The sequence below is a fragment of the Hymenobacter cavernae genome, assembly GCF_014641455.1.
Lineage (GTDB): Bacteria > Bacteroidota > Bacteroidia > Cytophagales > Hymenobacteraceae > Hymenobacter > Hymenobacter cavernae.
The window spans coordinates 347,599-368,726 of sequence record NZ_BMHT01000003.1; the positions used below are offsets into that span (position 1 = coordinate 347,599).

General features: G+C 59.6%; 14 protein-coding genes. 7 read left to right on the forward strand and 7 right to left on the reverse strand.

The window, feature by feature from the left end:
• The first annotated feature begins 146 nt into the window (after positions 1-146).
• The 7 genes from IEX74_RS09765 (at position 147) to IEX74_RS09795 (ending at position 13,076) form a co-directional block, all read left to right on the forward strand.
• Positions 147-2,762 (forward strand): PAS domain-containing protein, encoded by a 2,616-nt coding sequence (locus IEX74_RS09765; RefSeq protein WP_188813570.1) that lies wholly within the window; start codon positions 147-149, stop codon positions 2,760-2,762.
• Between the two features lie 17 nt (positions 2,763-2,779).
• Positions 2,780-3,184, forward strand: a complete 405-nt coding sequence (locus IEX74_RS09770; protein ID WP_188813571.1) for a response regulator — start codon at positions 2,780-2,782, stop codon at positions 3,182-3,184.
• A gap of 153 nt (positions 3,185-3,337) precedes the next feature.
• Positions 3,338-6,235, forward strand: coding sequence for a PAS domain-containing sensor histidine kinase (locus IEX74_RS09775; protein ID WP_188813572.1), 2,898 nt, complete (start codon positions 3,338-3,340; stop codon positions 6,233-6,235).
• Positions 6,236-6,620: 385 nt separating this feature from the next.
• Positions 6,621-7,952 (forward strand): glycoside hydrolase family 28 protein, encoded by a 1,332-nt coding sequence (locus IEX74_RS09780; protein ID WP_188813573.1) that lies wholly within the window; start codon positions 6,621-6,623, stop codon positions 7,950-7,952.
• A gap of 454 nt (positions 7,953-8,406) precedes the next feature.
• Positions 8,407-11,490, forward strand: coding sequence for a SusC/RagA family TonB-linked outer membrane protein (locus IEX74_RS09785; RefSeq protein WP_188813574.1), 3,084 nt, complete (start codon positions 8,407-8,409; stop codon positions 11,488-11,490).
• A gap of 163 nt (positions 11,491-11,653) precedes the next feature.
• Positions 11,654-12,271, forward strand: coding sequence for a beta/alpha barrel domain-containing protein (locus tag IEX74_RS09790; RefSeq protein WP_188813575.1), 618 nt, complete (start codon positions 11,654-11,656; stop codon positions 12,269-12,271).
• A 172-nt stretch (positions 12,272-12,443) separates the two neighbouring features.
• Positions 12,444-13,076, forward strand: a complete 633-nt coding sequence (locus IEX74_RS09795) for a transposase (protein ID WP_188813577.1) — start codon at positions 12,444-12,446, stop codon at positions 13,074-13,076.
• A gap of 106 nt (positions 13,077-13,182) precedes the next feature.
• Here IEX74_RS09795 and trmB read toward each other — a convergent pair whose 3' ends face one another.
• From trmB to IEX74_RS09830, 7 genes are all read right to left on the reverse strand, one after another.
• On the reverse strand, positions 13,183-13,842 hold the full coding sequence (gene trmB, locus IEX74_RS09800; RefSeq protein ID WP_188813579.1) for a tRNA (guanosine(46)-N7)-methyltransferase TrmB: 660 nt from the start codon (positions 13,840-13,842) through the stop codon (positions 13,183-13,185).
• A 90-nt stretch (positions 13,843-13,932) separates the two neighbouring features.
• Positions 13,933-15,240 (reverse strand): bifunctional folylpolyglutamate synthase/dihydrofolate synthase, encoded by a 1,308-nt coding sequence (locus IEX74_RS09805; protein WP_188813581.1) that lies wholly within the window; start codon positions 15,238-15,240, stop codon positions 13,933-13,935.
• A gap of 166 nt (positions 15,241-15,406) precedes the next feature.
• Complete coding sequence (locus IEX74_RS09810; RefSeq protein WP_188813582.1) at positions 15,407-16,336, reverse strand: energy transducer TonB; 930 nt, start codon at positions 16,334-16,336, stop codon at positions 15,407-15,409.
• Positions 16,337-16,438: 102 nt separating this feature from the next.
• Positions 16,439-16,846, reverse strand: a complete 408-nt coding sequence (locus IEX74_RS09815) for an ExbD/TolR family protein (protein ID WP_188813583.1) — start codon at positions 16,844-16,846, stop codon at positions 16,439-16,441.
• Between the two features lie 471 nt (positions 16,847-17,317).
• Positions 17,318-18,025, reverse strand: a complete 708-nt coding sequence (locus IEX74_RS09820) for a MotA/TolQ/ExbB proton channel family protein (protein WP_188813584.1) — start codon at positions 18,023-18,025, stop codon at positions 17,318-17,320.
• A gap of 1 nt (position 18,026) precedes the next feature.
• The gene (locus IEX74_RS09825) at positions 18,027-19,199 is read right to left on the reverse strand and encodes an HU domain-containing protein (RefSeq protein WP_188813585.1); all 1,173 of its coding nucleotides are present in this window, start codon (positions 19,197-19,199) and stop codon (positions 18,027-18,029) included.
• A 150-nt stretch (positions 19,200-19,349) separates the two neighbouring features.
• Positions 19,350-21,080: a TonB-dependent receptor gene (locus IEX74_RS09830; protein WP_188813586.1), complete on the reverse strand. Its 1,731-nt coding sequence runs from the start codon at positions 21,078-21,080 to the stop codon at positions 19,350-19,352.
• Positions 21,081-21,128: the final 48 nt, after the last annotated feature.

Genomic DNA, 21,128 nt, shown 5'->3' on the forward strand with positions numbered 1-21,128 from the left:
TGCAGGAACAAGAGCTCGGGACAACTTCAACGAAAGCAGCAGCTATTGACGGACAACAAGTTTGACACGACCTAAACGCAGCAGACGAGCGTAATGTGGTACCTTAGGCCGTTCTTGTTATCTGCTGCCTTTATTATTTAGTGTCTATGTATCCTTCCCCAGCTGGCTTACCAGCTGACCTTACCCCCAGCCACGAGCTACTGCACGCGCTGCTCGCGGTTTCGCTGACGGGAATTATTCTGTTTCGCCCCGTGTACGCGGCCGAAGAAAGCGGTGAGCTCGTCGACCTAGCCTACGTGCAGCTCAACCCCGCAGCGCAGCGCATGCTGCGCTTGCCCGCCCAACCAATCGAGACGTTTCGCACCTTGTATCCCAACGCGCGGGAAACGGGCATCTTTGCCTTCTACCGCGATACATTTCTGTCGGGCCAACCCGGGCAGTACGCGGTAAATTACTCCTTCGACGGGCTCGACAACTTCTTTCTGCTCTCGGCCCAGCGTAGCGGCGACCTGTTGCTGGTAAGTTTCTCCGACACGGCCGAGCAGCAATCCGTGGCGTCGGAGGCCCTGCGTAAAAGCCAGGCCCGCGAGCAGGCCGCCCGCGCCGAGGCCGAAGCGCAACGAACCGAGTTACAGCGCATCTTCGCCCAGGCGCCTATTGCCCTGGCTCGCTTGCGTGGCCCCGAGTTCGTGGTAGAGTTGGCCAATGCCCGCATGGGGCAGATTTGGGGCCGCCCCCTCGACCAGATTATAGGTCGCCCGCACTTCGAGGCGCTGCCCGACTTAGCGGGCCAAGGCTTTGAAGCCGTGTTTGCCGGCGTGCTGCAAACGGGAGAGCCGTACTATTTTCGGGAGCTGCTCGTCACCATTGCGCAGGCCCACCAGTCCTATCAGGGTTACTTTAACATCAGCTACCAGCCTGCCTACGATGAGCGAGGCCACATTACGGGCCTGATCGCCTCGGCGATTGATGTGACCGATCAAGTGCGCGCGCGTCAGCAGGTGCAGACGCTCAACGAGGAACTGGCAGCCATCAACGAAGAATTGCGTGCCAGCAACGAGGAGTACTTAACGACCAACGCGACGCTCGCCGAGACGCAGCAGCAACTGTGGCAACTCAACCAAGAACTGGAAGAGCGCGTGGCCGAGCGCACGCAGGCCGCCCTAGCTTTGCAAGCCGACGTGCTGGCCGCTGCCCAGCGCCAGGTAGCCGAGCGCGAAGCCTTTTATGAGGTGTTTGAGCAAGCCCCCGCCGCCGTGGCGCTGCTCCGTTCCCCGGGGCACCGCTTCGAGTATGTCAACCCCGCCTACCAACAGCTCTTCGCAGGCCGCCCCCTGGTGGGCCTAGATTATGTTACGGCGCTACCGGAGGGCGCCGCGCAAGGGTTTGTGGCACTGCTGGACCAGGTGTACCAGACCGGCGAAACGTTTTTTGGTGACGAGCTGCCGTTTACGCCGACACCGGCCGAGGGCCAGCTGCCGCGCACGAGCTATTTCAACTTCACCTTCCAAGCCTACCGCGAGGCCGGCCAAATCGCGGGCATCTCCATTTTTGCCTTCAACGTCACGGAGCAGGTGCTGGCCCGGCAGGAGCGCGAAGCCCAGCAGCGGTTGCTCACAAGCGTATTCGAGCAGGCGCCCATCGGCATCGCCATCCAGGCCGGACCTGACTTCGTGTATGAGTTCCACAACGCCAGCTACCTGTGGATGGTACCTGACCGGCAGTTGGTCGGCCGGCGCTTTTTTGACGTGTTTCCCGAAATGGCCGCTACCAACGTGGAAACCCTGCTCCGCCACGTGTACGAAACGGGCGAAACGCAGCAGGAGCAAGAGCTGCTCATCCCCGTGGCCCGCGCCGACGGCAGTGCCGAGCTGGAGGACCGCTACTTTACCATCGTCTACCAGGCCCGGCGCGACGAGCAGGGCGGTATCAATGGCATTCTGGCGTTTGTAATGGAAGTAACCGAACAGGTACGGGCCCGCCAGCAAGTACAGCGTCTGAACGAGGAGCTGGCGGCCATTAACGAAGAACTCACGGCTACCAACGAGGAGCTGCACGAGAGCAATACCCAACTCACGCGCACCAACGTGGACCTGGACACGTTCGTCTACACGGCCTCGCACGACCTGAAAGCGCCCATTACCAACATCGAAAGCATTGGCCTGGCCCTGCGCGACACGCTGCCCTTCGAAGTGCAGCAAGACGCGCTGGTGACCGAACTGCTAGGTTTATTCGACACCACGGTGGCACGCTTCCGGTTCACCATCGGCCAGCTCACCGACATATCACGCCTGCAACTAGCCCATGCCGGGCCCGCCGAGCCGGTAGTCCTCGCGGCGGTGATGGAGAACGTTCGCCTCGACCTAGCCCCGGCCCTAACGGCGGCGGGCACCCAGCTTACGGTCGAGGTAGCTCCCGACTTGGTGGTTTCTTTCTCGCCGGCCAATCTGCGCAGCATCGTTTATAATCTGCTCAGCAACGCCATCAAGTACCGCGCCCTGGACCGTTTGTCGCGGGTGCGGGTACGGGCAGTGCGCACGGGACCTGCCGTGGTGCTCACCGTCCAGGATAATGGCCTAGGCATGAGCGCGCTACAACAGCGGCAGCTCTTCGGTCTGTTTCAGCGCCTGCACACCCACGTGGAGGGTACTGGCGTGGGCTTGTACATCACCAAGCGCCTGGTTGAGAATGCCGGCGGCACTATTGCCGTGGCGAGCCAGCCCAACGTGGGCACCACCTTCACCGTTACCTTTCCTATCTAAGTACTTATCCTTTCTATATGTCCGCCTTAGCAAGTGTGTTGCTGGTCGATGACGACCCCACCACCAATTTTCTTAACAAGCTATTGCTCCAGCGCATGGGGGTGACCGAGCAAGTACTCATAGCCGAAAACGGTGAGCAGGCGCTGCGCACGCTCGCCCAGAGCTGTACCAACGCTGGGGGGCCGGGGTGTCCTAAGCTCATTTTGCTCGACATGAATATGCCGGTGCTCAATGGGCTAGCCTTTTTGGAAGCGTACGTGCAAATGCAGCTGTCGCAGCAGCCCATCGTTATTGTGATGCTCACTACCTCCTTGCATCCCGTCGACTTGGCCCGCGCCCAGGAGCTACCCATTGCGAGCTTTATCAACAAGCCGCTGACTAAGGAAAAGGTGGCAGATTTGCTGGCGCAGCATTTTGCGTAGGCAAGCTGCCTCTTTGTTAAATAGCTGGTAGGCTCCGCTCAATTCGCGTTTTGTCCTGACTACTGCCAGCTGCTGGTTCCCGAAGGAATGGCCCACCGCCTAGGGCAGGTAACGCACCTTCATCATCGCTCTGTACTTTATTGACTTTCGCTTATGCCAGTTACGCCAGACCTAGGGCTCCTGTTCAACGCCCTGCCCCGGCCCTACCTGCTGCTCTCGCGCGAGCTGGTCATTGAAGCCGTGAGCGACGCCTACCTAGCCGCCACGCTGACCGAGCGAGCGCACTTATTGGGAAAGTACGTGTTTGAGGTCTTTCCCGACAACCCGCAGACCCCGGAAGCGAATAGCATGCACAACCTGCGCGCTTCGCTGACGCAGGTGCTAGCCACCGGCCAGCCCCACGAAATGGCCCAGCAGCGCTACGACGTACCTGACCCCGCCCGCCCCGGCCACTTCGTGGAGCGCTACTGGCAGCCGCTGAATGCCCCGGTGCTCGATGCCCAGGGCCAGGTGGTGCAGCTCATCCATTCCGTGCTCGATGTCACGGCCCAGGTGCAGGCCCAGGCGCACCTGCGCGAAAGTCAGGTCGCCGAGCAGGTGGCCCGCATCGAGGCGGAAACCCAGCGCCAGCGCTTCCACGAGGTACTGATGCAGCTGCCCGCCTACGTGGCCGTCTACCACGGCCCCGACCACATCTACCAGTTCGTTAACCCGTCCTACCAAAGCCTGTTTCCGCACCGCTCCTTCATGGGCCGGCCGTTTCGCGAAGGCACCCCCGAATCGGAAGGGCTAGGGGTAGCGGCCCTGTTCGACCAAGTGTACCAGACCGGCGAGCCGCACTACCTACCCGAAATGGAAGGCTGGTTTGATTTTCAGGGCAACGGCCAGCCCGAGCAGATATTCATTAATCTCTCCCTGCACCCCCTGCGCAATGCGCAAGGCTGTATCGACGGCATCCTCGACTTTTCCTACAACATAACCGAGCAGGTACGCGCCCGCCGGCAGGTCGAGCAGCTCAACCAGGAGCTGGAAACGCATGTGCAGGAGCGCACCCAGCAACTGCACCACCAGCAAAGCTTGCTAACGCAGATTATGCAGCAGGTGCCGGCCGCCATTGCCACCCTTAGCGGCCCCGAGCACCACTACACGTTTTTCAACGAGGCCTGCCAGAGCCTGTCTGCCGGGCGCGTGCACCTAGGCCTTACCGTAGCCGACGTATTTCCCGAGGTGGTGGCGCAAGGCTTCATCGGCCTGCTCGACCAGGTGTATGCCACCGGCCAGCCCTTTATTGGCACCGAGAAGCCCATTCACCTCCTCGACGCAGCCACCGGCCAGCCGGAGCTACGCTACCAGGATTTTATCTATCAGCCCCTGACGGATGAGCAGCACCAGACCCAAGGCGTGTTGGCCTTCATCGTGGATGTGACCGATAAAGTGCGGACCCGGCAGCAGGCCGAGACCCTGCATGCCGAGTTGCTGGTTGCGGCCCAACACCAGGCCACCGAGCGCCTGGCGTTCTACCAGATTTTTGAGCAAACCCCCGCGCTTGTGGCACTGCTGCGCGCCCCGGGCCACCGCTACGAATACGTTAATCCGACCTATCAGGCCTTGTTTCCCGGCCGCCAGATTGTGGGCCTGAACGTGGTGGAGGCCGTGCCTGAGCTGAAAGACCAGGGATTTGTGGCGCTGCTCGATAAGGTGTACCAAACCGGCGAAACCTACTTCGGGCAGGAAGTGCCCTTTGTGCGGGAGCCTACCCCTGGGCAGCCACCCCGCACCGACTACTTCAACTTCACCTACCAGGCCTACCGCGAAAACGGGGAAGTGGCGGGGGTCTCTATTTTCGCCTTCGACGTCACCGAGCAAGCCCTGGCCCGCCAGGAGCGCGAAGTACAGCGCCAGGAATTGGAGCAGCTGTTTATGCAAGCCCCGGCGCCCATCGTCATTCTCGACGGCCCCGCCCTCGTGTTTCAACTAGTGAACCCGGCCTACCAGCACATCTTTCCGGGGCGCGCACTGGCGGGCAAACCGTTATTGGAAGCCTTGCCCGAGTTGGTAGACACGCCCATTCCGGACTTGTTCCAGCACGTGTACCAAACCGGTGAGCCCGTGACGGTGCAGGAGTTGCCCTTGCTTCAGGCGCGCCACGAGGGGCACGCCCCGGAGGAAATCTACTGGACCTTCACCTACCAGGCCCGCCGCGCCGCCCACGGGCTTATTGACGGCGTGCGGGTTTTCGCCCACGACGTTACCGAGCAAGTGCGTATCCGCCAGCGCGTGCAGGAGCTGAATGCGGAGCTAGCTACCATCAACCAGAAGCTGCAAGCCAGCAACGCGGAGCTGAACGAGAGCAATACGCAACTCACGCGCACCAACGTGGACCTGGACAATTTCATTTATACCGCCTCCCACGACCTGAAAGCGCCCATCAGCAACATTGAAGGCCTGTTGCTGGCGCTCGAACACGCACTACCCACTGCGAGCCGGGTCGGCGAGGTGCCCTACATGCTCACGCTCATGCAGGAAGCCATCGAGCGGTTCAAGCGGACCATTACCCACCTAACTGATATCTCGCGCCTGCAAAAAGAGCACGACCAGGCCACGGAAGCCGTGCAGCTAGCCGTAGTTGTCGAAGCGGTACGCCTCGACTTGCTGCCTCTTATTCAGCAAACCCAGGCCCAGCTCGAGGTGCAGGTGCCGGCTAACCTAGCCCTGAACTTCTCGGAAAAGAACCTGCGCTCGGTGGTCTACAACCTGCTCAGCAACGCCCTTAAGTACCGCCACCCCGACCGCGTGCCTCTGGTGCGCCTCAGCTGCCAGCCGCAGCACGACTACCAGGTGCTCGAAGTGCAGGACAATGGCCTGGGGCTAGACTTATCGCACAGCCAAAAAAAGCTCTTTGCCATGTTTCAGCGCCTGCATACCCATGTGGAGGGTACAGGTCTCGGCCTCTACATGGTCAAGAAAATAGTAGAAAACGCCGGGGGCCGCATTGAGGTGGAAAGTCAGCCCGGCCTGGGCACTACCTTCCGCGTGTATTTTCGGCGCTAACGCTGATGCTTACGTCTACTAATATTTATTGCTGTGTGCCGGCAGCCACCGTTGGCATTATTGAGTACGCCTGTTATGCGCAGCCCGATACTTTTCCCCGAGCGCCAGAGCGTGGTTGGCAGATCTGCTTCACACAGATCCTGGCGTGCGGGTTCAGCGTGCCGCGGGTAGAATGGTGCTGTAGAAGTAGACCTAGGATGCGCGCAAAGCAGGAGCAGCGGAGCTGGTTTTGCTTGGTTGGGCAATGCAAATACTTCGGCTGTAATTGATAGAACACTTCAGGTTCTGGCCTACAAACGACTAAACGGTACCTGGCAGGTAACTACAGAACGGTACTCCCGCCGGGAGGCTGCTTCTTTGCCGTGTCCATCCTTTTATCTACTCTATGAAGGTTCTTTTTGCCCTGCTCCCGCTTGCGCTAACCGCTTTCTCGCTGCCTTTCCCGCCTGAAACCGCTCCGCAGAAAGCAGCCGCCCCCAAAGACTACGTCATCACGCAGTTTGGGGCCGGCACCGATAGCACCCAGCTGAACACTGAGGCCATTCAGCGCACCATCGACAAAGCCAGCGCCGAGGGCGGCGGCACGGTGGTGATTCCGAAAGGCGTGTTTCTGAGTGGGGCGCTGTTTTTCAAGCCCAACACGCAGCTGCGTTTGCAGACAGGCGCCAAGCTCAAAGGTTCCGATAATATTGCCGACTACCCCCTGATTCCGTCGCGGATGGAGGGCCAAAAGCTGGATTATTATGCGGCCCTCGTCAATGCCTATCAGGTGAACGGCTTTCGGGTGACGGGCCCCGGCACCATCGACGGCAATGGGCTGAAGTTCTGGAAAGGCTTCTGGGCGCACCGCGACTCGATGCAGAAAGTCGGCAAATCATCGACCAACCTGGAGGTGCACCGACCTAGGTTGCTCTTTATCTGGGGCTGCAACAACGTGACCATTGAGAAGGTGAAGCTGCACAATGCCGGCTTCTGGACCACGCACTTGTACCAGTGCAACAACGTGCTCATCGATGGCTGTGACATTCGCTCGCCCTTCCGGCCGGTGAAGGCGCCCAGCACCGACGCCGTAGACATTGACGTGTGCAAGAAAGTGACGATTCGCAACTGCTACATCTCCGTCAACGATGATGGCATCGTGATGAAGGGCGGCAAAGGTCCTAACGCCCAAAAGCTTCCGGAAAACGGCCCGATTGAAGACGTGCTGGTGGAGAACTGCACGTTTGGGGAAGTACACGCGGCCGTCACCTGCGGCAGCGAGTGCATCCACGCCAACCGCATCACGGTGCGCAACTGCAAGGTCGACAACGACCGGCCGCTGCTGCTCTTCAAGATGCGCCCCGACACGTACCAGCTCTACGAGAACATTACGGTGGAAAACGTGACTGGCCGCTGCGGCACCATCGTCACGCTCTCGCCCTGGACGCAGTTCTTCAACATGGCCGGCAGCGCGGAAAAGCCCTTCGGCACGATTCGCAACATCACCATTTCCAAGGTGAAGGTGAAGTGCAAGCAGTTTGCGGTGCTGGATGGCAACCCGACCGATAAGGTGTCGAACATCACCTTTAAGAACGTGGACGCCACGGCCGAAACCGCCGCCTTCCCGAACAAGTACCCGGACGTAAAATTCACCAACGTCACCCTGAACGGCGCACCCCTGACAGCCGCCCAAGCGGTTGGCGCAGGCCCGGCAGTGAAACCACTCAAACCAGACTAATACATCGATCAAATCGCTAGCGTACAGCTGTCTAGCTGCGCAACGGCCCTATTCTAATTGCAAGAACAAGCCCTGCTATACAGTAGGGCTTGTTGCTTTTTAGCCTTATTGCTTAAGCAACAAAGTGTATGAATTTCCTTTGGTTATAATTACTATAGTCATATATAAAGATTATATAGAGGCTCGCTCTATATTTGTTGCTCTTCTACTTCTATAAACCAAAGAGCCTGTTTACTATCACCCTTTTCTATTCAGATTGCATCGCTACAGTATCATTTCAATTTGAATTATTCTTCTACTGCCTTCTCTCGGTATATCAGCCAACTACTTCCTGATTAGTAGTTTATCCATAACTCGGCAAGAACAGCCACTATCCTGAGCGACCTAACAGCGTCGCCTTTGCGACCCACTCTGGACCTAGGTCGCCGCTCATTTATGTAATCTGCTTGCTACGATGAACAAACGTATACCCACAACTGCGCACAGCCCCCAAAAATGGTCGCGGCGGGTAATTCTGCTGCTGACAGTTGGCCTTGCGCCAAACCTCGGATGGGCACAGGAAGCCGCGCCGCACGCCGTGTCGGGGCGCATCACCGCCGACAACGGAGAAGCGCTGGCCGGCGTTGCGGTTACACTCAAAGGCACCGACGCGGGTACGACCACCGACGCGAATGGCCGCTACACCCTTACCGTTCCCGATGACCATAGCGTGCTGGTAATCTGCGCCGTAGGCTATGCATGTCGGGAGCTCCCGGCCCGTCGCGCCGGCGCAAGTCATACCCTGTCCCCCGAAACGCAACCCCTCCCCACCAGGCAGTTAGTGGGCTACGGCACCCAGGTTAAAAGTCAGGTCACAGGAGCCATTGCCACCGTGGGCGACGAGCAGTTGCACGACGTACCGGTCGCCAATAGCGGGCAGGCGCTGCAAGGGCGGACGCCGGGCGTTAGTGTGGCCAGCGCCAGTACCGCGCCCGGTCAGAATCCGGTTATCCGCATTCGGGGTAACCGCTCGTTCTCGGGGGGCAGCGACCCGCTGCTGGTCGTTGATGGCGTGCCTTTCGAGGGTAACCTCAACGACCTGAACCCCGACGACATTACATCGGTGGAAGCGCTCAGGGATGCTGCAGCTACGGCCATCTACGGCGGGCGCGGCGCCAACGGGATTCTGCTGCTTACCACGCGGCGGGGCAAGGAGGGCGCGCCCCAGGTCAGCTACAGCGGCTACTACGGCATCAAAAGCACCTATGGCCGCTACGACTTGCAAAACGGGCAGCAGTATTACAACTACCGCGCAGAAGCTTACCGCGCCGCCGGATGGGACCCCAACAAGGTCAGTAACTTCCTTACGACCGACGAGCGCGCCAACTACGCGGCCGGCCGCACAACTGACTACCAAAGCCTGCTGTTTCAGCACGGCCACCTACAGAACCACAACCTAGGGGTGAGCGGCGGCACCGTCCAGACAAAGTATTCGGTGGCACTGGGCTACTACGACGAAACGGGCATCGTGCCGGTGCAGCGCTTCCGGCGCTATTCGCTGCGTGGCACGCTGGATCAGCAGATTGGTAAGCGGGTGAACGTCGGGTTTAGCACGCTCACAGCCTCGTTGCGAGACGACGACCCCACCGCAAACGTGCTCTATAATATTCTGACCACCAGCCCTCTGGCCTCGCCCACCGATGCCAGCGGCAACCCGGTGCTATTTCCTAACGGCGACCAGGCCGGCGCGAATCCGCTGACGCTGTACGTGCCCGACGCGCACCGCGACGAGCGCCGCCGCCTGCGCAGCTTCAACAGCCTCTACGGGCAGGTCAACATCCTGAAGGGCCTGGACTACCGCGCCAACGTGGGCCTGGATTTCCGCTCGGAAAAGGGCAATAGTTTTTACGCCGCCAATACGCCGCAGCGGGGCGGGGGCCGAAACGCAGCGAGCCGCTCGACCAATGAGGTTTTCAACCTACTGCTCGAAAACGTGCTGACCTACAGCCGCACCTTAGGTCGCCATTATTTCCACGCAACGGGGCTCTACAGTTGGCAGCAGTCCCGCGCCGAAAGCACCTCAGCGGCCGCAACCGGGGTGCCGAATGGGGCAATGGGCAACCCTAGCCTAGGGAGCGGCGGCAGCCAGCAATGGAACATCACCTCGCTTATGAGCCGCCTGCACTACGCGTACGCTGATCGGTATTCGGCCACGTTTACCTACCGCAACGACGGCTCGTCGCGGCTGAGCCCGGGCAGTAAGCACAGCGGCTTCTTTGGAGCTGCTGCGGCCTGGAACCTAGCCCAGGAGCGTTTTCTAATGGACCATAGCTGGGTGAGCCTGCTTAAGTTGCGAGCCAGCACTGGCCGGGTGAGTAGTGCCGTAGTGAGTCCGTATCAAACACTTGGCTCTCTAGGATCTGGCTCGGGGGGCTATTATAACTATGGAAGCACGGGTGCAGTTGGTGTGGTTCCTTCCGGCATTCCAAACCTCAACCTAGGTTGGGAATACACCACTACCCTGAATGGCGGCCTGGACTTCGGCTTGTTTCAAAACCGCGTGACGGGCAGCCTCGACGTGTACCGGCAGCGCAGCACCGACCTGCTGCTATCCGATGCCCTGCCCAGCAACAGCGGCTACAGCTCGTATGTGCGCAGCGGAGGTCAAGTTGAGAATCGGGGCCTTGAATTTGCGCTGACGACCGTGAACGTGCGCACTGGCAGACTGAGCGGCTTCGCATGGAGTACGGAGTGGAACTTCACCGTGAACCGGGAGAAAGTACTGGACCTAGGTTTGCGCGATGCCAACGGCAACAAAATCAGCGACATCGGCAACCAGCGCTTCCTCGGCCAGCCCCTCTATGCTATCTATGACTACAAAAAGCTAGGTATCTGGCAGACCGCAGAAGCCGACCAGGCCCGACGCTACGGTAGCAAGCCGGGCCAGGTGAAGGTAGCGGATGTGGACGGCAACGGAATTATCAACCCCGCCGACCGCCAGGTTATCGGCGCGCACCAGCCTAGGTTTGAGGCCGGTCTTACCAACCGCTTCCGCTACAAGGGCTTCGACCTGAGCGTAGTGGCCCTGACCCGTGTGGGCACGACTGTCGCGGACCCGGTGCTGTTTGGCCCTAACTATTTCACCACCAACACTGGCCGTCGCAACCAGCTGAACCTCAACTACTGGACTCCTACTAACCCCAGCAACGACTACCCGCAGCCCGACCAGAGCAGCCGCAGCAACGAGTGGCCTACGTATAGCTCAACGCTGGCCTACCGCGACGGCACGTTCATTAAGGTACGCAGCCTCGACCTGGGCTACACAATTCCGGCGACCTGGGCCGGCGCGCTGCACCTGACCAGCGCCCGCGTGTACGTACAGGTTCAAAACCCGCTCATCTGGACCCGCGACTCGTACTTTCGGGCCAATAAGGCCATTGACCCCGATGCTCTCTCCTACTCCTACTCGACGCACTTCTATACCGCCGGCGCGGCAGGCGCGGGCGGCAACTACCCCGTGACGCGGGCTTTTCTGGCGGGCGTACATCTAGGTTTTTAGCCCCGACGGGCGGCGGTTTTGCTAGCTACTATCTGTACTGTTTAGTCCGGGCCCGGGTATGCCCAGTGCGACAGCCGTACTTTTCGCCAATATTTGCACCCGCAACCTAGGTTCGGTCTTTCCTGACTAAGCCCTAGATACCAATAACCAAGTACTACGCTTCATGGCTCTTATTATTCCCGTGCTCGTGCGCGGCATCAACAATCTTTCGGACGCCCGCTACTGCGCCGGCATGGGTGCCGACGGCCTCATCTTCACCCTCGACCCTAGCCTGCCCGGCGCCATCGACGTAGCCACCGTGAAAGAGCTGGCCGGCTGGGTGGCCGGCGTGGAGCTGATTGGGGAATTTGGTGCGAGCATGCCGGTTTCGGGAATCAACCGGCTCGTGGAGGAATGCGGGTTGCAGCGTGTAGCCTTGCGGCAGCTTCCCGGTAGCCCGCTGAGCGTTCCGGTGTTACTGCATGTGCCCGTCTTTGCTTTGTTAGATGGCCGGTTTACGGAGGAAGTACGCGCCCAGTACGCTGCTTTATTCCCGGCCGGATTTGAGCTTACCACTACCCTCGATTCCTCACTTTCTGCTACGCTGCTACCCGCTCTGGCTAACCACGCCCAGCAAATGCCCCTTTGGTTGCGCGGTGCCATTGCGCCGGAGAGTGTGCGTGCGCTGCTGGAGGAAGTCCGGCCCACCGGCCTGATCCTGGAAGGCGGCGACGAAATCAAGCCCGGCCTGCGCGACTTCACGGAGCTGGAAAGCGTGTTCGAAGCTTTGGAAGAAGAATAGCTGCCTCACTTTCCTGCTTTTGGCAACAGCTTTGTCTGACTGCTGCTTACCAGGAAGTAGCGCGGAAATCCATTCCGCGACGAGCAACGCGAGTTCTGACGCTTGGATACTCGCGCTGCTCGTCGCGGAACGGATTTCCGCGCTACGGTTCTCACTACGAAGCAGCTAGGTTTTGATTAACTCCTCCTTCTCAACTATTCTCCCACCCGGCGAGACGCTGTTTGTCACGTTTCGGCTGGCGGGCTCGGTGCCGGTTGGGCTGGCCCGGCAACTGCATCAGCAGCGGCAAGCGGCACAGGAAATTGCCCGCGCGCTGGCAACCGATGCCGAACGACTAGCCGCGCACCACCGCGCCGAAAAGGCATTTTTTGCCGCCTTCGATGCGCTGCTCGACGCGGCGACGGTTGGGCCGTTCTTTCTGGAAAAGGAGAAAATAGCGGAGCTAATCGCCGGGGAGCTGATGCTGCTGGAGGAGCTAGGTTTTCGGGTGCTGGCGTTTGCGCTGTTGCCTAATCATGTGCACACCATACTTCACCTGCCCACTGGCGCCGACGTGTCCTTCTACAAGGCCTTGCAGCTGCTGCACCAGCGCACGGCCGCGCAGTGCCGGCGGGTGCTGCGCGCAACGCTCCCGCCCGAAGCTGACTTCTGGCAAACCGGCAGCTACGACTATGTGGTGCAGGATGCCACGGAGCTAGGTCGCATTGCGCGCTACGTGCTGCACCACGCTCAGCCGCTCCGACTTCCCGCCCGCTGGCAAACGTGGCCGTACGTGTATGCCGCCCCGGAATGGGAGACTGTGTAGCGCGGACTTTGTAGTCCGCGTTTAACTCGTTCATAGCGCGGACTGCAAAGTCCACGCTACAGCCAAAGGGCCAGTCGTGCAACGACGAACGCGCCGTGGCGCGTTCCTACAACGTGAATTGCAGGTACTTGATCGGAATGCCTTCGGCGCGAAAGCGGCGCTCGTAGTGCGTCTGGATGTCCTCGGCGTGGGGCAGCAGCTCGGGCGTGGCGTAGAGGTCTTTGGTGTGGGCCAGCACGGTGGCGCCGAGGCGCTGCTGCACGGTTTCGAGGGTGAAGTCGAACAGCGGCTCGTTGTCGGTTTTGAGGTGCACCAGGCCGCCGGGGCGCAGCACCTGCTGGTAGAGGTTGAGGAAGCGTGGCGAGGTCAGGCGGCGCTTAATGTCCCGGTCGCGCGGGCGTGGATCGGGAAACGTAACCCAGATTTCACTCAGCTCGCCGGGCGCAAAGTGCTGAAACAGCGTTTCGGCGCGGGTGCGCACAAAGCCGACGTTCTTCAAACCTAGCTCCTCGGCGCGGGTGCTGCCAATCCAGATACGGTCGCCCTTGATGTCGAGCCCGAGAAAGTTGCGTTCCGGGTAGCGGGCAGCCAGGCCCACGGTGTAGTCGCCCTTGCCGCAGCCCATTTCCAGGGTAATCGGGTTTTCGTTCTGAAAGAAATCCTGCTGCCAGCGCCCACCTAGCTTTTCGTAGGTTGGTTTCCCCGGCTCTACAATATCGGCGCGCTCCGCATTATGGGCGAAGCGCTGCAATTTCACTCGACTCAAGGGTATTGGATTGTTAAATGGTTGATTGTTGATTACTAATAGTGTAGCGCTCTGCGACTTCTACTCGACCCTCTGCGTCCTTAGTCGTCCTCATACGTACAGCTCCTCCACCTCGGCCACCACAAAGGTACTACCGCCAATGAACACCACATCGTCCGGCCCCGCGGCGGCCCGGGCGGCGCGTACCGCCGCTGGCACCGGACCATAAACGTCGCCGTGCAGCCCAACCGTGGCGGCCTGCGTCGCCAGCTCCATTGCCGGCAGCGCCCGCGGAATATCGGCCTGGCAAAAATAGTAGGTGGCATCTGTTGGTAGCAGCGTGAGCATTTTGCTTACATCCTTATCGTTTACCACGCCCAGCACAAAGTGCAGCCGCTGGCGCGGAATACGAGCCAGCTGCGCCGTCACGAACCGCAGACCGGCCTCGTTGTGGCCCGTGTCGCAGACCACCAGCGGGCGCCGCCCCAGGATGGTCCAGCGGCCGCGGAAGCCGGTGAGGCGGCGCACATCGCGCAGGCCCACGCGCACGGCCGCTTCCGGAAGCTGAAAGCCCTGACGCCGTAGCTCTTCAATGACCGCCAGCACGCCGGGCAGGTTCAGGCGCTGGTAGTCGCCCACCAGACCTAGGTCAACATCCTGCAAGTATGGCGCGCCAAGCCGTGTGACACGCAGACGCTGCATGGCTACATCGGGTCGGGTGGGTAGGGCTTCCTCGGCATGGTAGAGCACGTCGGCAAACACCAGCGGCGCTTTTTCCTGCCGGGCTTTCTGCTCGAATACGGGCACTACTTCCTCTTGCCGCTGACTCACCACCACGGGCACGCCGGGCTTGATGATGCCGGCTTTTTCCGCCGCAATTTCCGGCAGCGTATTACCTAGGATAGCCTGGTGGTCGAAGCTGATATTGGTAATCAGCGACACCAGCGGCGTGATGATGTTGGTGGAATCCAGCCTTCCCCCTAGCCCGACCTCCACGACGGCAATATCCACCTGCTGCTCGTCGAAGTACGAATACGCCAGCGCCACGCACATTTCAAAAAACGAGGGCTGCACCTGTTCAAACAGCGGCCGCCATTTCGCTACCCACTGCACCAGATAGTCCGGGGCCAAGTCCTGCCCGTCGATTTTGATGCGCTCGGTGAACTCCCGCAAGTGCGGTGAGGTGTACAAACCCACGCGGTAGCCTGCCGCCTGCAACACAGCCGCCAGCAGGTTGGAGCTACTGCCCTTGCCATTTGTGCCCGCCACATGCACCGCCCGGAACCGGCGCTCCGGATGCCCCATTGCTTTGGCCAGCGCTTCGGTATTGGCAAGGCCCGGCTTGAACCCGGCCGCGCCCACGCGTTGAAACATGGGCAACTGCTGGTAAAGGTACGCTAGGGTTTCGGCGTAGTTCATAGGTTGAATTTAGCGCTTAGAACGCAGAGCTTAGACAACATCTTACCCTAGGTTGCCTGATAACGGAGCCCTTAAAAGGCGGCGCGAACTCTGAATTCTGTCGGAATAAGACAGCGCCGCCGACCGGGATTCCGGTCGGCGGCGCTGTAAAAGTAAGTAGCCGATCTTAATGGGAGCCGATGACGTAGACGATGGTGCCGGTAGCACCGCCCGAACCCGAGGCTACCCGCTTGAAGGTAGCCTTGCGCTGCACCAGGTCGCGGTAGAAGTTAGCTACCTGGGGCGAAACCGTGGTGGATACCACCGTCACGTTATCCACGTTGCCGTCTTCGTCGATTTTGATGCGCAGTACCACGCGGCCGCTTTCGCTGGATGGGTCCGTGTCGCGGGGGCGGTTCTCAAAGGCCCAGCCGGGCATGTTCAATGAGCCGCTGCCCGAGCCGGGGCTGCTGCCACTGCCGCCGCTGCCAGGCTTGCCGTACAGCGCTTTGGCATCCAGTGAGCCATTCGGGTCGCCTTGGTCGCCGACGCTGCCGGGCCGGTCGCCGTTGTTGTTGCCGGTGGGTGCGTTGCTGGTGCCATTCACGCCGTTGCCCCCGCCATTGGCGCTGCCTTTGGGCGTGTAGAGGGTGCGGGGCTTCTCGACTGGCGCCGGTTTCGGCGGCGCGGGCGTTTCGGCCACAACGGGCCGGGTTTCGCGCACCACTTCCTTCGGCGGCGCCGATTTCTCCACCGGCGGCACTTTCACCGGGGCATCTTCTGCCTCGCTGGTAATTACTTTCTCATCGGCGGGCGGCGTGCGCACGGCCGGCTGGGGCGTTGCCGCGGCTACCGGCCTAGGTTGCGGGTTGGGGTTCGCGGCGGGCGGACGGCTGTCTTCCCGGTTCTTGGAATCGTTGGCCGGAGCCAGGCTCTGGATGTCGCCCGAACCAGCCTCATCAACGCCGTAGTTCAACTCCACTCCATCGCCCCCGAGGGTATCCAGCGGTGGATCAGGACCCTTAAACACAGTGAAAATGAACACCGCCGCGAGCACCAGGTGAATAATCACGGTGCCGATCAGGGCTTCGCGGCGGTGCTGCTCGCGGTATTCCATTGGTTATTGGTTTGTTGTGGTTGATTTTGGCTTTGTTCGTTTTCACCTAGAAAATCTGGCACAGCGCCAAAAACCAGTAACGACAAGCCAAAAATCAAGAGTTTATCCGGCTTTCTGCTGGGCCTGGGTAGCCATTACCATTTTGATCTTCAAGTGGTTGCCGATTTCCAGAATATCAACCAGCTTCTGCACGTTCAGGGTGGCGTCCACGCGCAGCACGGCGGTTGGGCTTTCCAGGCCTTGTATTTTCTGAGCCAGCGCGGCCTCCAGGCTTTCGGGTGTTACCGGCTGCTTATCCAGAAAATACTGGCCTGCGGCATTCACTGAAACCGTAATCGGCTGCTTCATGGCCTGCTTGCCCGAGCGGGCATTAGGCAGCATGAGCTTGATGATGTTGGGGTTCACCATCGTGGAGACAATCAGGAAGAACAACATCAGGAAGAACATGATGTCGTTCATGGAGCTGGTCTCTACGTGCGAGGAAAGCTTGCGCCGACGGCTGAGATTCATAGAATTGAGTACTAAGGATGCCCCGAATAGACGTACGCGCCGGACCTAGGTTTCAGTGCGGCCTCGGCAGCCAGTGCCGAAAATAACCGAAAGCTACGGCACCCTAACGGTCGAACCGAAGCGGGTAGTTTGGTAAAGGTAGAAAAAGAACAAAAGAAGCGCGCTTTGCAGCAGCAAGAGCTGCTTCTGCTCTGCGTCTGATTTTGCGACACGGAACGGCTTACTCACATGAATATGCGATTGAGAGCTTACTTATATGGTTCTACCTTACGCTGAGTGCGCACGACCTGGAAAAGAGGCTAAAGACTTCGCCCATTTAACTCAACAGGCAGATAACCAGTCAGGCGCGCCTGTAAAAGCAAGTCATTGTTTCATTCCCGGTGGATAGAAAAAGGCGCCCACGTTGTGGACGCCTTTTTTCTGTAACGGAGTGCTGAAACAACCTAGTTAAGTTAAAAGCTAGCCTTTAACTTAGTTATCCTGCAAGATGTCCATGAACTCGATGGCCGAGTTTTCCATGCGGAACACGAGGCGCTCGACCATGATGCTCAGCCAGTGGTAGCCGACGTGGGCAATGATGCCGACGATCAGACCGGCGGCTGAGGTAACCATCTTCGTGTACAAACCGCCCGAAATCTGGGCAATACCGAAGTCGCCGGTGGTGCTGATGGCGTAGAAGATTTTGATAACGCCGATGATGGTACCGACGAACCCAAGCATGGGCGCGATACCAGCGATGATACCCAGGATGCTGATGTTCTTCTCCAACCGGGCTACTTCCACCTTCCCCACGTTCTCCACGCTGGCCTCAATTTCCTTGAGCGGCAAGCCAATGCGGCGAATACCCTTCTCGATCATGCGGGCCAGCGGCGACGGGTTCTGGGCGCAGAGCAGCTTGGCGCCTTGCAGGTCGCCTTTCACCATCAGCCCGCGAATGCCCGCCATGAACGAATCGGGGTTGACGGCGGCGCGCCGGATGGTGATATAGCGCTCGATGATGACATAAATGGAAATGAAGGATAGCAGGAAGATGGGAACCATGATCCAGCCTCCCTGCAAAACCAAGTCGATAAGAGAAAGACCGGGGGCCGCGGCCGCCTGAGCGTTAGCCGCTATGGCGGCCGTATCAGCGGGAGCAGTAGTCGCAGTGGTGGTAATCTGCAGCAGGAAAGAGGTCATGCTAATATTTGAAAACCCAAATAGAACCTAAACGCGGCCGCAGAATCTGGGCCTGCCGATCAGCCGAGGTGCGGTCGGCGAAGTCGGCTACGGAAAGCTTGTACTGACGGCTGCCCGGCTGCGGCAGTAGCACGCGGGCGGGCTTACCCAGGCGCACAAGCGCCTGACGGCCTTTCTCGGCCCCGGCCAGGCTGCGGTAGCTGCCCGCAATGATATAGTAACGGCCGGTAGCGCTCTTGATTGTCGAGTTGGCATCTTCCTTCACCGTTGACACTTCGGCCTTTTCCCAACCTGGGGCTAGGTTTTTGGCTTTGGCTTTCGGTGCTGTTTGCTTGGGCAGCGCAGGCGTGACTAGCTTTTCTACTTTTTTCGCCGGCTCGGCAACGGGCGCAGACACTGCGCTTGGGGCGGCAATCTCGGCAACGGCCGGCTTTTCGGCGGGCGCACTTGGCGTTTCGGCTACGGCTGCGTTATCATTCCAGCCATCATTGGCCAGCGCCGCCTGCTGCCGCGCCACGATGCGCGGCGCCGCTACCGGAGCCGGCTGCGCCGCAACGGGCTGCACCTTGTGGCTTGCTCCTGTTGTAGTGCTTTCGGGCTGGAGGCCAAACATGTAATTAGCGCCTAACGCCAGAGACATCGCTACGGCAACAACCGCGGCCGCAACTTTCAGCATCTTGGTCTGGCGGCGGGAGCGACCAGCGGCCAGCCTCGGTGCGGCCGCCTGCCGCTCGCGGGCCAGCAGCGCGTCGGTGGCGCGCACGGGCCGCGAAACCAACTCGGGCAGTCCGTAGCTGGCGGGCAGCAGATTCTGAGTGCCGGTGTATTCAAACTCAATGCCTTGCCCGATGGCCCGGCGCAGGAAGCCAATACCAACTAACTCTACCCGCCGATTACCGGCCAGTTCCTCTTCCATGCGCTGCACGGCGGCGTGCACTTGCTCACGGGCCTCATCCTTCGTCAGGTTGGCTGCGCGGCTGATAGCGTCTACCAGCAACCCATCGTTGCGGGTCAGGGCCTGATTGAAGGCCACGCGCTTGGTGGGTGGAGCCAGCGTGTGCCGCACGGGATGAATCTGGGCCGGGGTGTATTCGGCAATGAGCCCGCCAAAATCGGGGATGATGACGCAGTCATGGTCCCGGAGCAACGTGCGGATAGGTTCGGATAGATTCATTCGGGTGATGAGCTAATGAGATAATGCGCTGATTTGTTGATGTCTTGGTATGCTGGTGAGCTGAGGCGTTGAAAATCTGAACAAATCAGAACAAACCGCCCATCAGCAAATTACCGCATTAGCACACCAGCACATCAATAAATCAACTCATCAAAAGTCGTAAGTTACACCGGCTAGTACGTTAAATCCCTTCACTGGATAGTTCAGGAACCGCTCATACTTACGGCCGAGGAGGTTATTGCCTAAGGCAAAGATGGATAGTTTTTCCAAAATACGGTAATCGGCACGCAGGTTCAGGTCGATAACCGAGTCGGTGGGGCGCGTTATGGCGCGGTAGCCGATTGTCGGAGAAGTATAATCGTAGCCCGTACCATAGCTGGAGCTGTAGGTATAAAGCTCGGCGCTCAGCAGCAGCTTGCTGTACATGTTGTAGGTGGCAAACAGCGTGCTTTGGAACGCCGGACGGTGAAATGCTTTTGCCAGGCTATGCACCTTATAGCCGTTGTAGTCGGCTTTGAAGCCGATGCGAAACTGCTCGGTGGCGTTGTAGATAGCCTCCCCGTGGATGTTCAGCAGTTGGGTAGCCTTTCGGTCGTACACCAGGTTGAAACGCGTGGAGTCGCCCCGGAATATCCCCCCAACCACGCCCGGCACCACCGAACCTCCGTTGTTATAAAAATACAGGTTCCGGTCGTTGCTGATCGTCACTTTGGCGTTTAGCTCCAACCCTTGCGCGGGCGTGGAGTTGAAGCCGAAATAGAGCGTCGGGCCGCGGTGCGTGTCTGCTACGCGCTGGTTGGAACCTAGCCAGGGGTTTTCCGTGGTCAGATCGTAGAGCGTAACCCGTTGCAGGGCGCCGCCTACGCCCCCGTACACCACAAACTTATCCTCTGTCACGGTGTAGGCCAGGCGCACGGCCGGGTACAGGTTGAATTGGTTGGCGGTGCCTATGGTGTCGCCGGTGTAGCCAATCGTAGCGCCGAGCGAAACCGCCAGCCGATTGAGCGTCAGCTCGTAAGCGGGACGTAGCTGCACGAACGGCCGGCTCACGGTTCCGAAGGAATCCTTCTGTGAGATAAACGACAGGTCGCCGTCGATGGCCACGCGGCCTTTTTCGCTGAGGTTATAGCCGGAGCGCAGCGTCGCGTAGATGTTGTTCTCCCGGGCCGCAAACCGATCTTTCCAGAAGTTGTAGCCAATACCTAGGTCGTACTGAAAAGCGGCGTCGGCGGCGCGGTTGCGCACGTACACTTTCGCCGCCACGCGGGTAAACACCTGCTTGATGCTATCGGCTTCCGGCGGAAAGTTTGCGGTTTCGCGGTTGTAGCCGTAAAAATTATACCGCTCGCGGCCGAAGGTCAGCTTACCGCCAATGGTCACGGGGCCATTGTAGGTTTCGCCGTTCAAACCTAGGCTGGTCTGGCTGGAGCCCGAGTTGTGCTTGTCCACCGGCCCGTTGGCAGACGATATATGACTAAAATCGAGGCCATAAGAGCCAGCGGTGCTGCGCGTATTGTGTAGGTAGGCTTTGCCGTAGAGCGTGCCGTAGCTGCCGATGGCCCCTTTCACATAGTTGCCGGTTTGCGGGGCTAGCTCTTCTTGCCGAATCGTCAGCACGCGCACCGAGGGGTTGAGCAGGTCGGCGGGCAGGCGGTAGTCGGGATAAGTATACGCCGGCTTCTGAGTTTGCTTAGCCGGTGCCTCGATCTTGATTTTATCGAAGTTGCGCGTGGCTTCCGGTAGCTCATTCACCCGCTCTTTCACGATTTCAATTTCGGCGTCTTCAATCTTGCCGCCGGTGCGCTGCGCCCATCCGCGGTGGGGTGCGGCAGCGAGCAGCAGAGCGGCCAAAGCCAGGAATTGAGGCGAGCGAAACGTCATAATGTGGTGCTTAATGCTTAGTTGTTGGTGCTCAGAACCTAGGTTGTT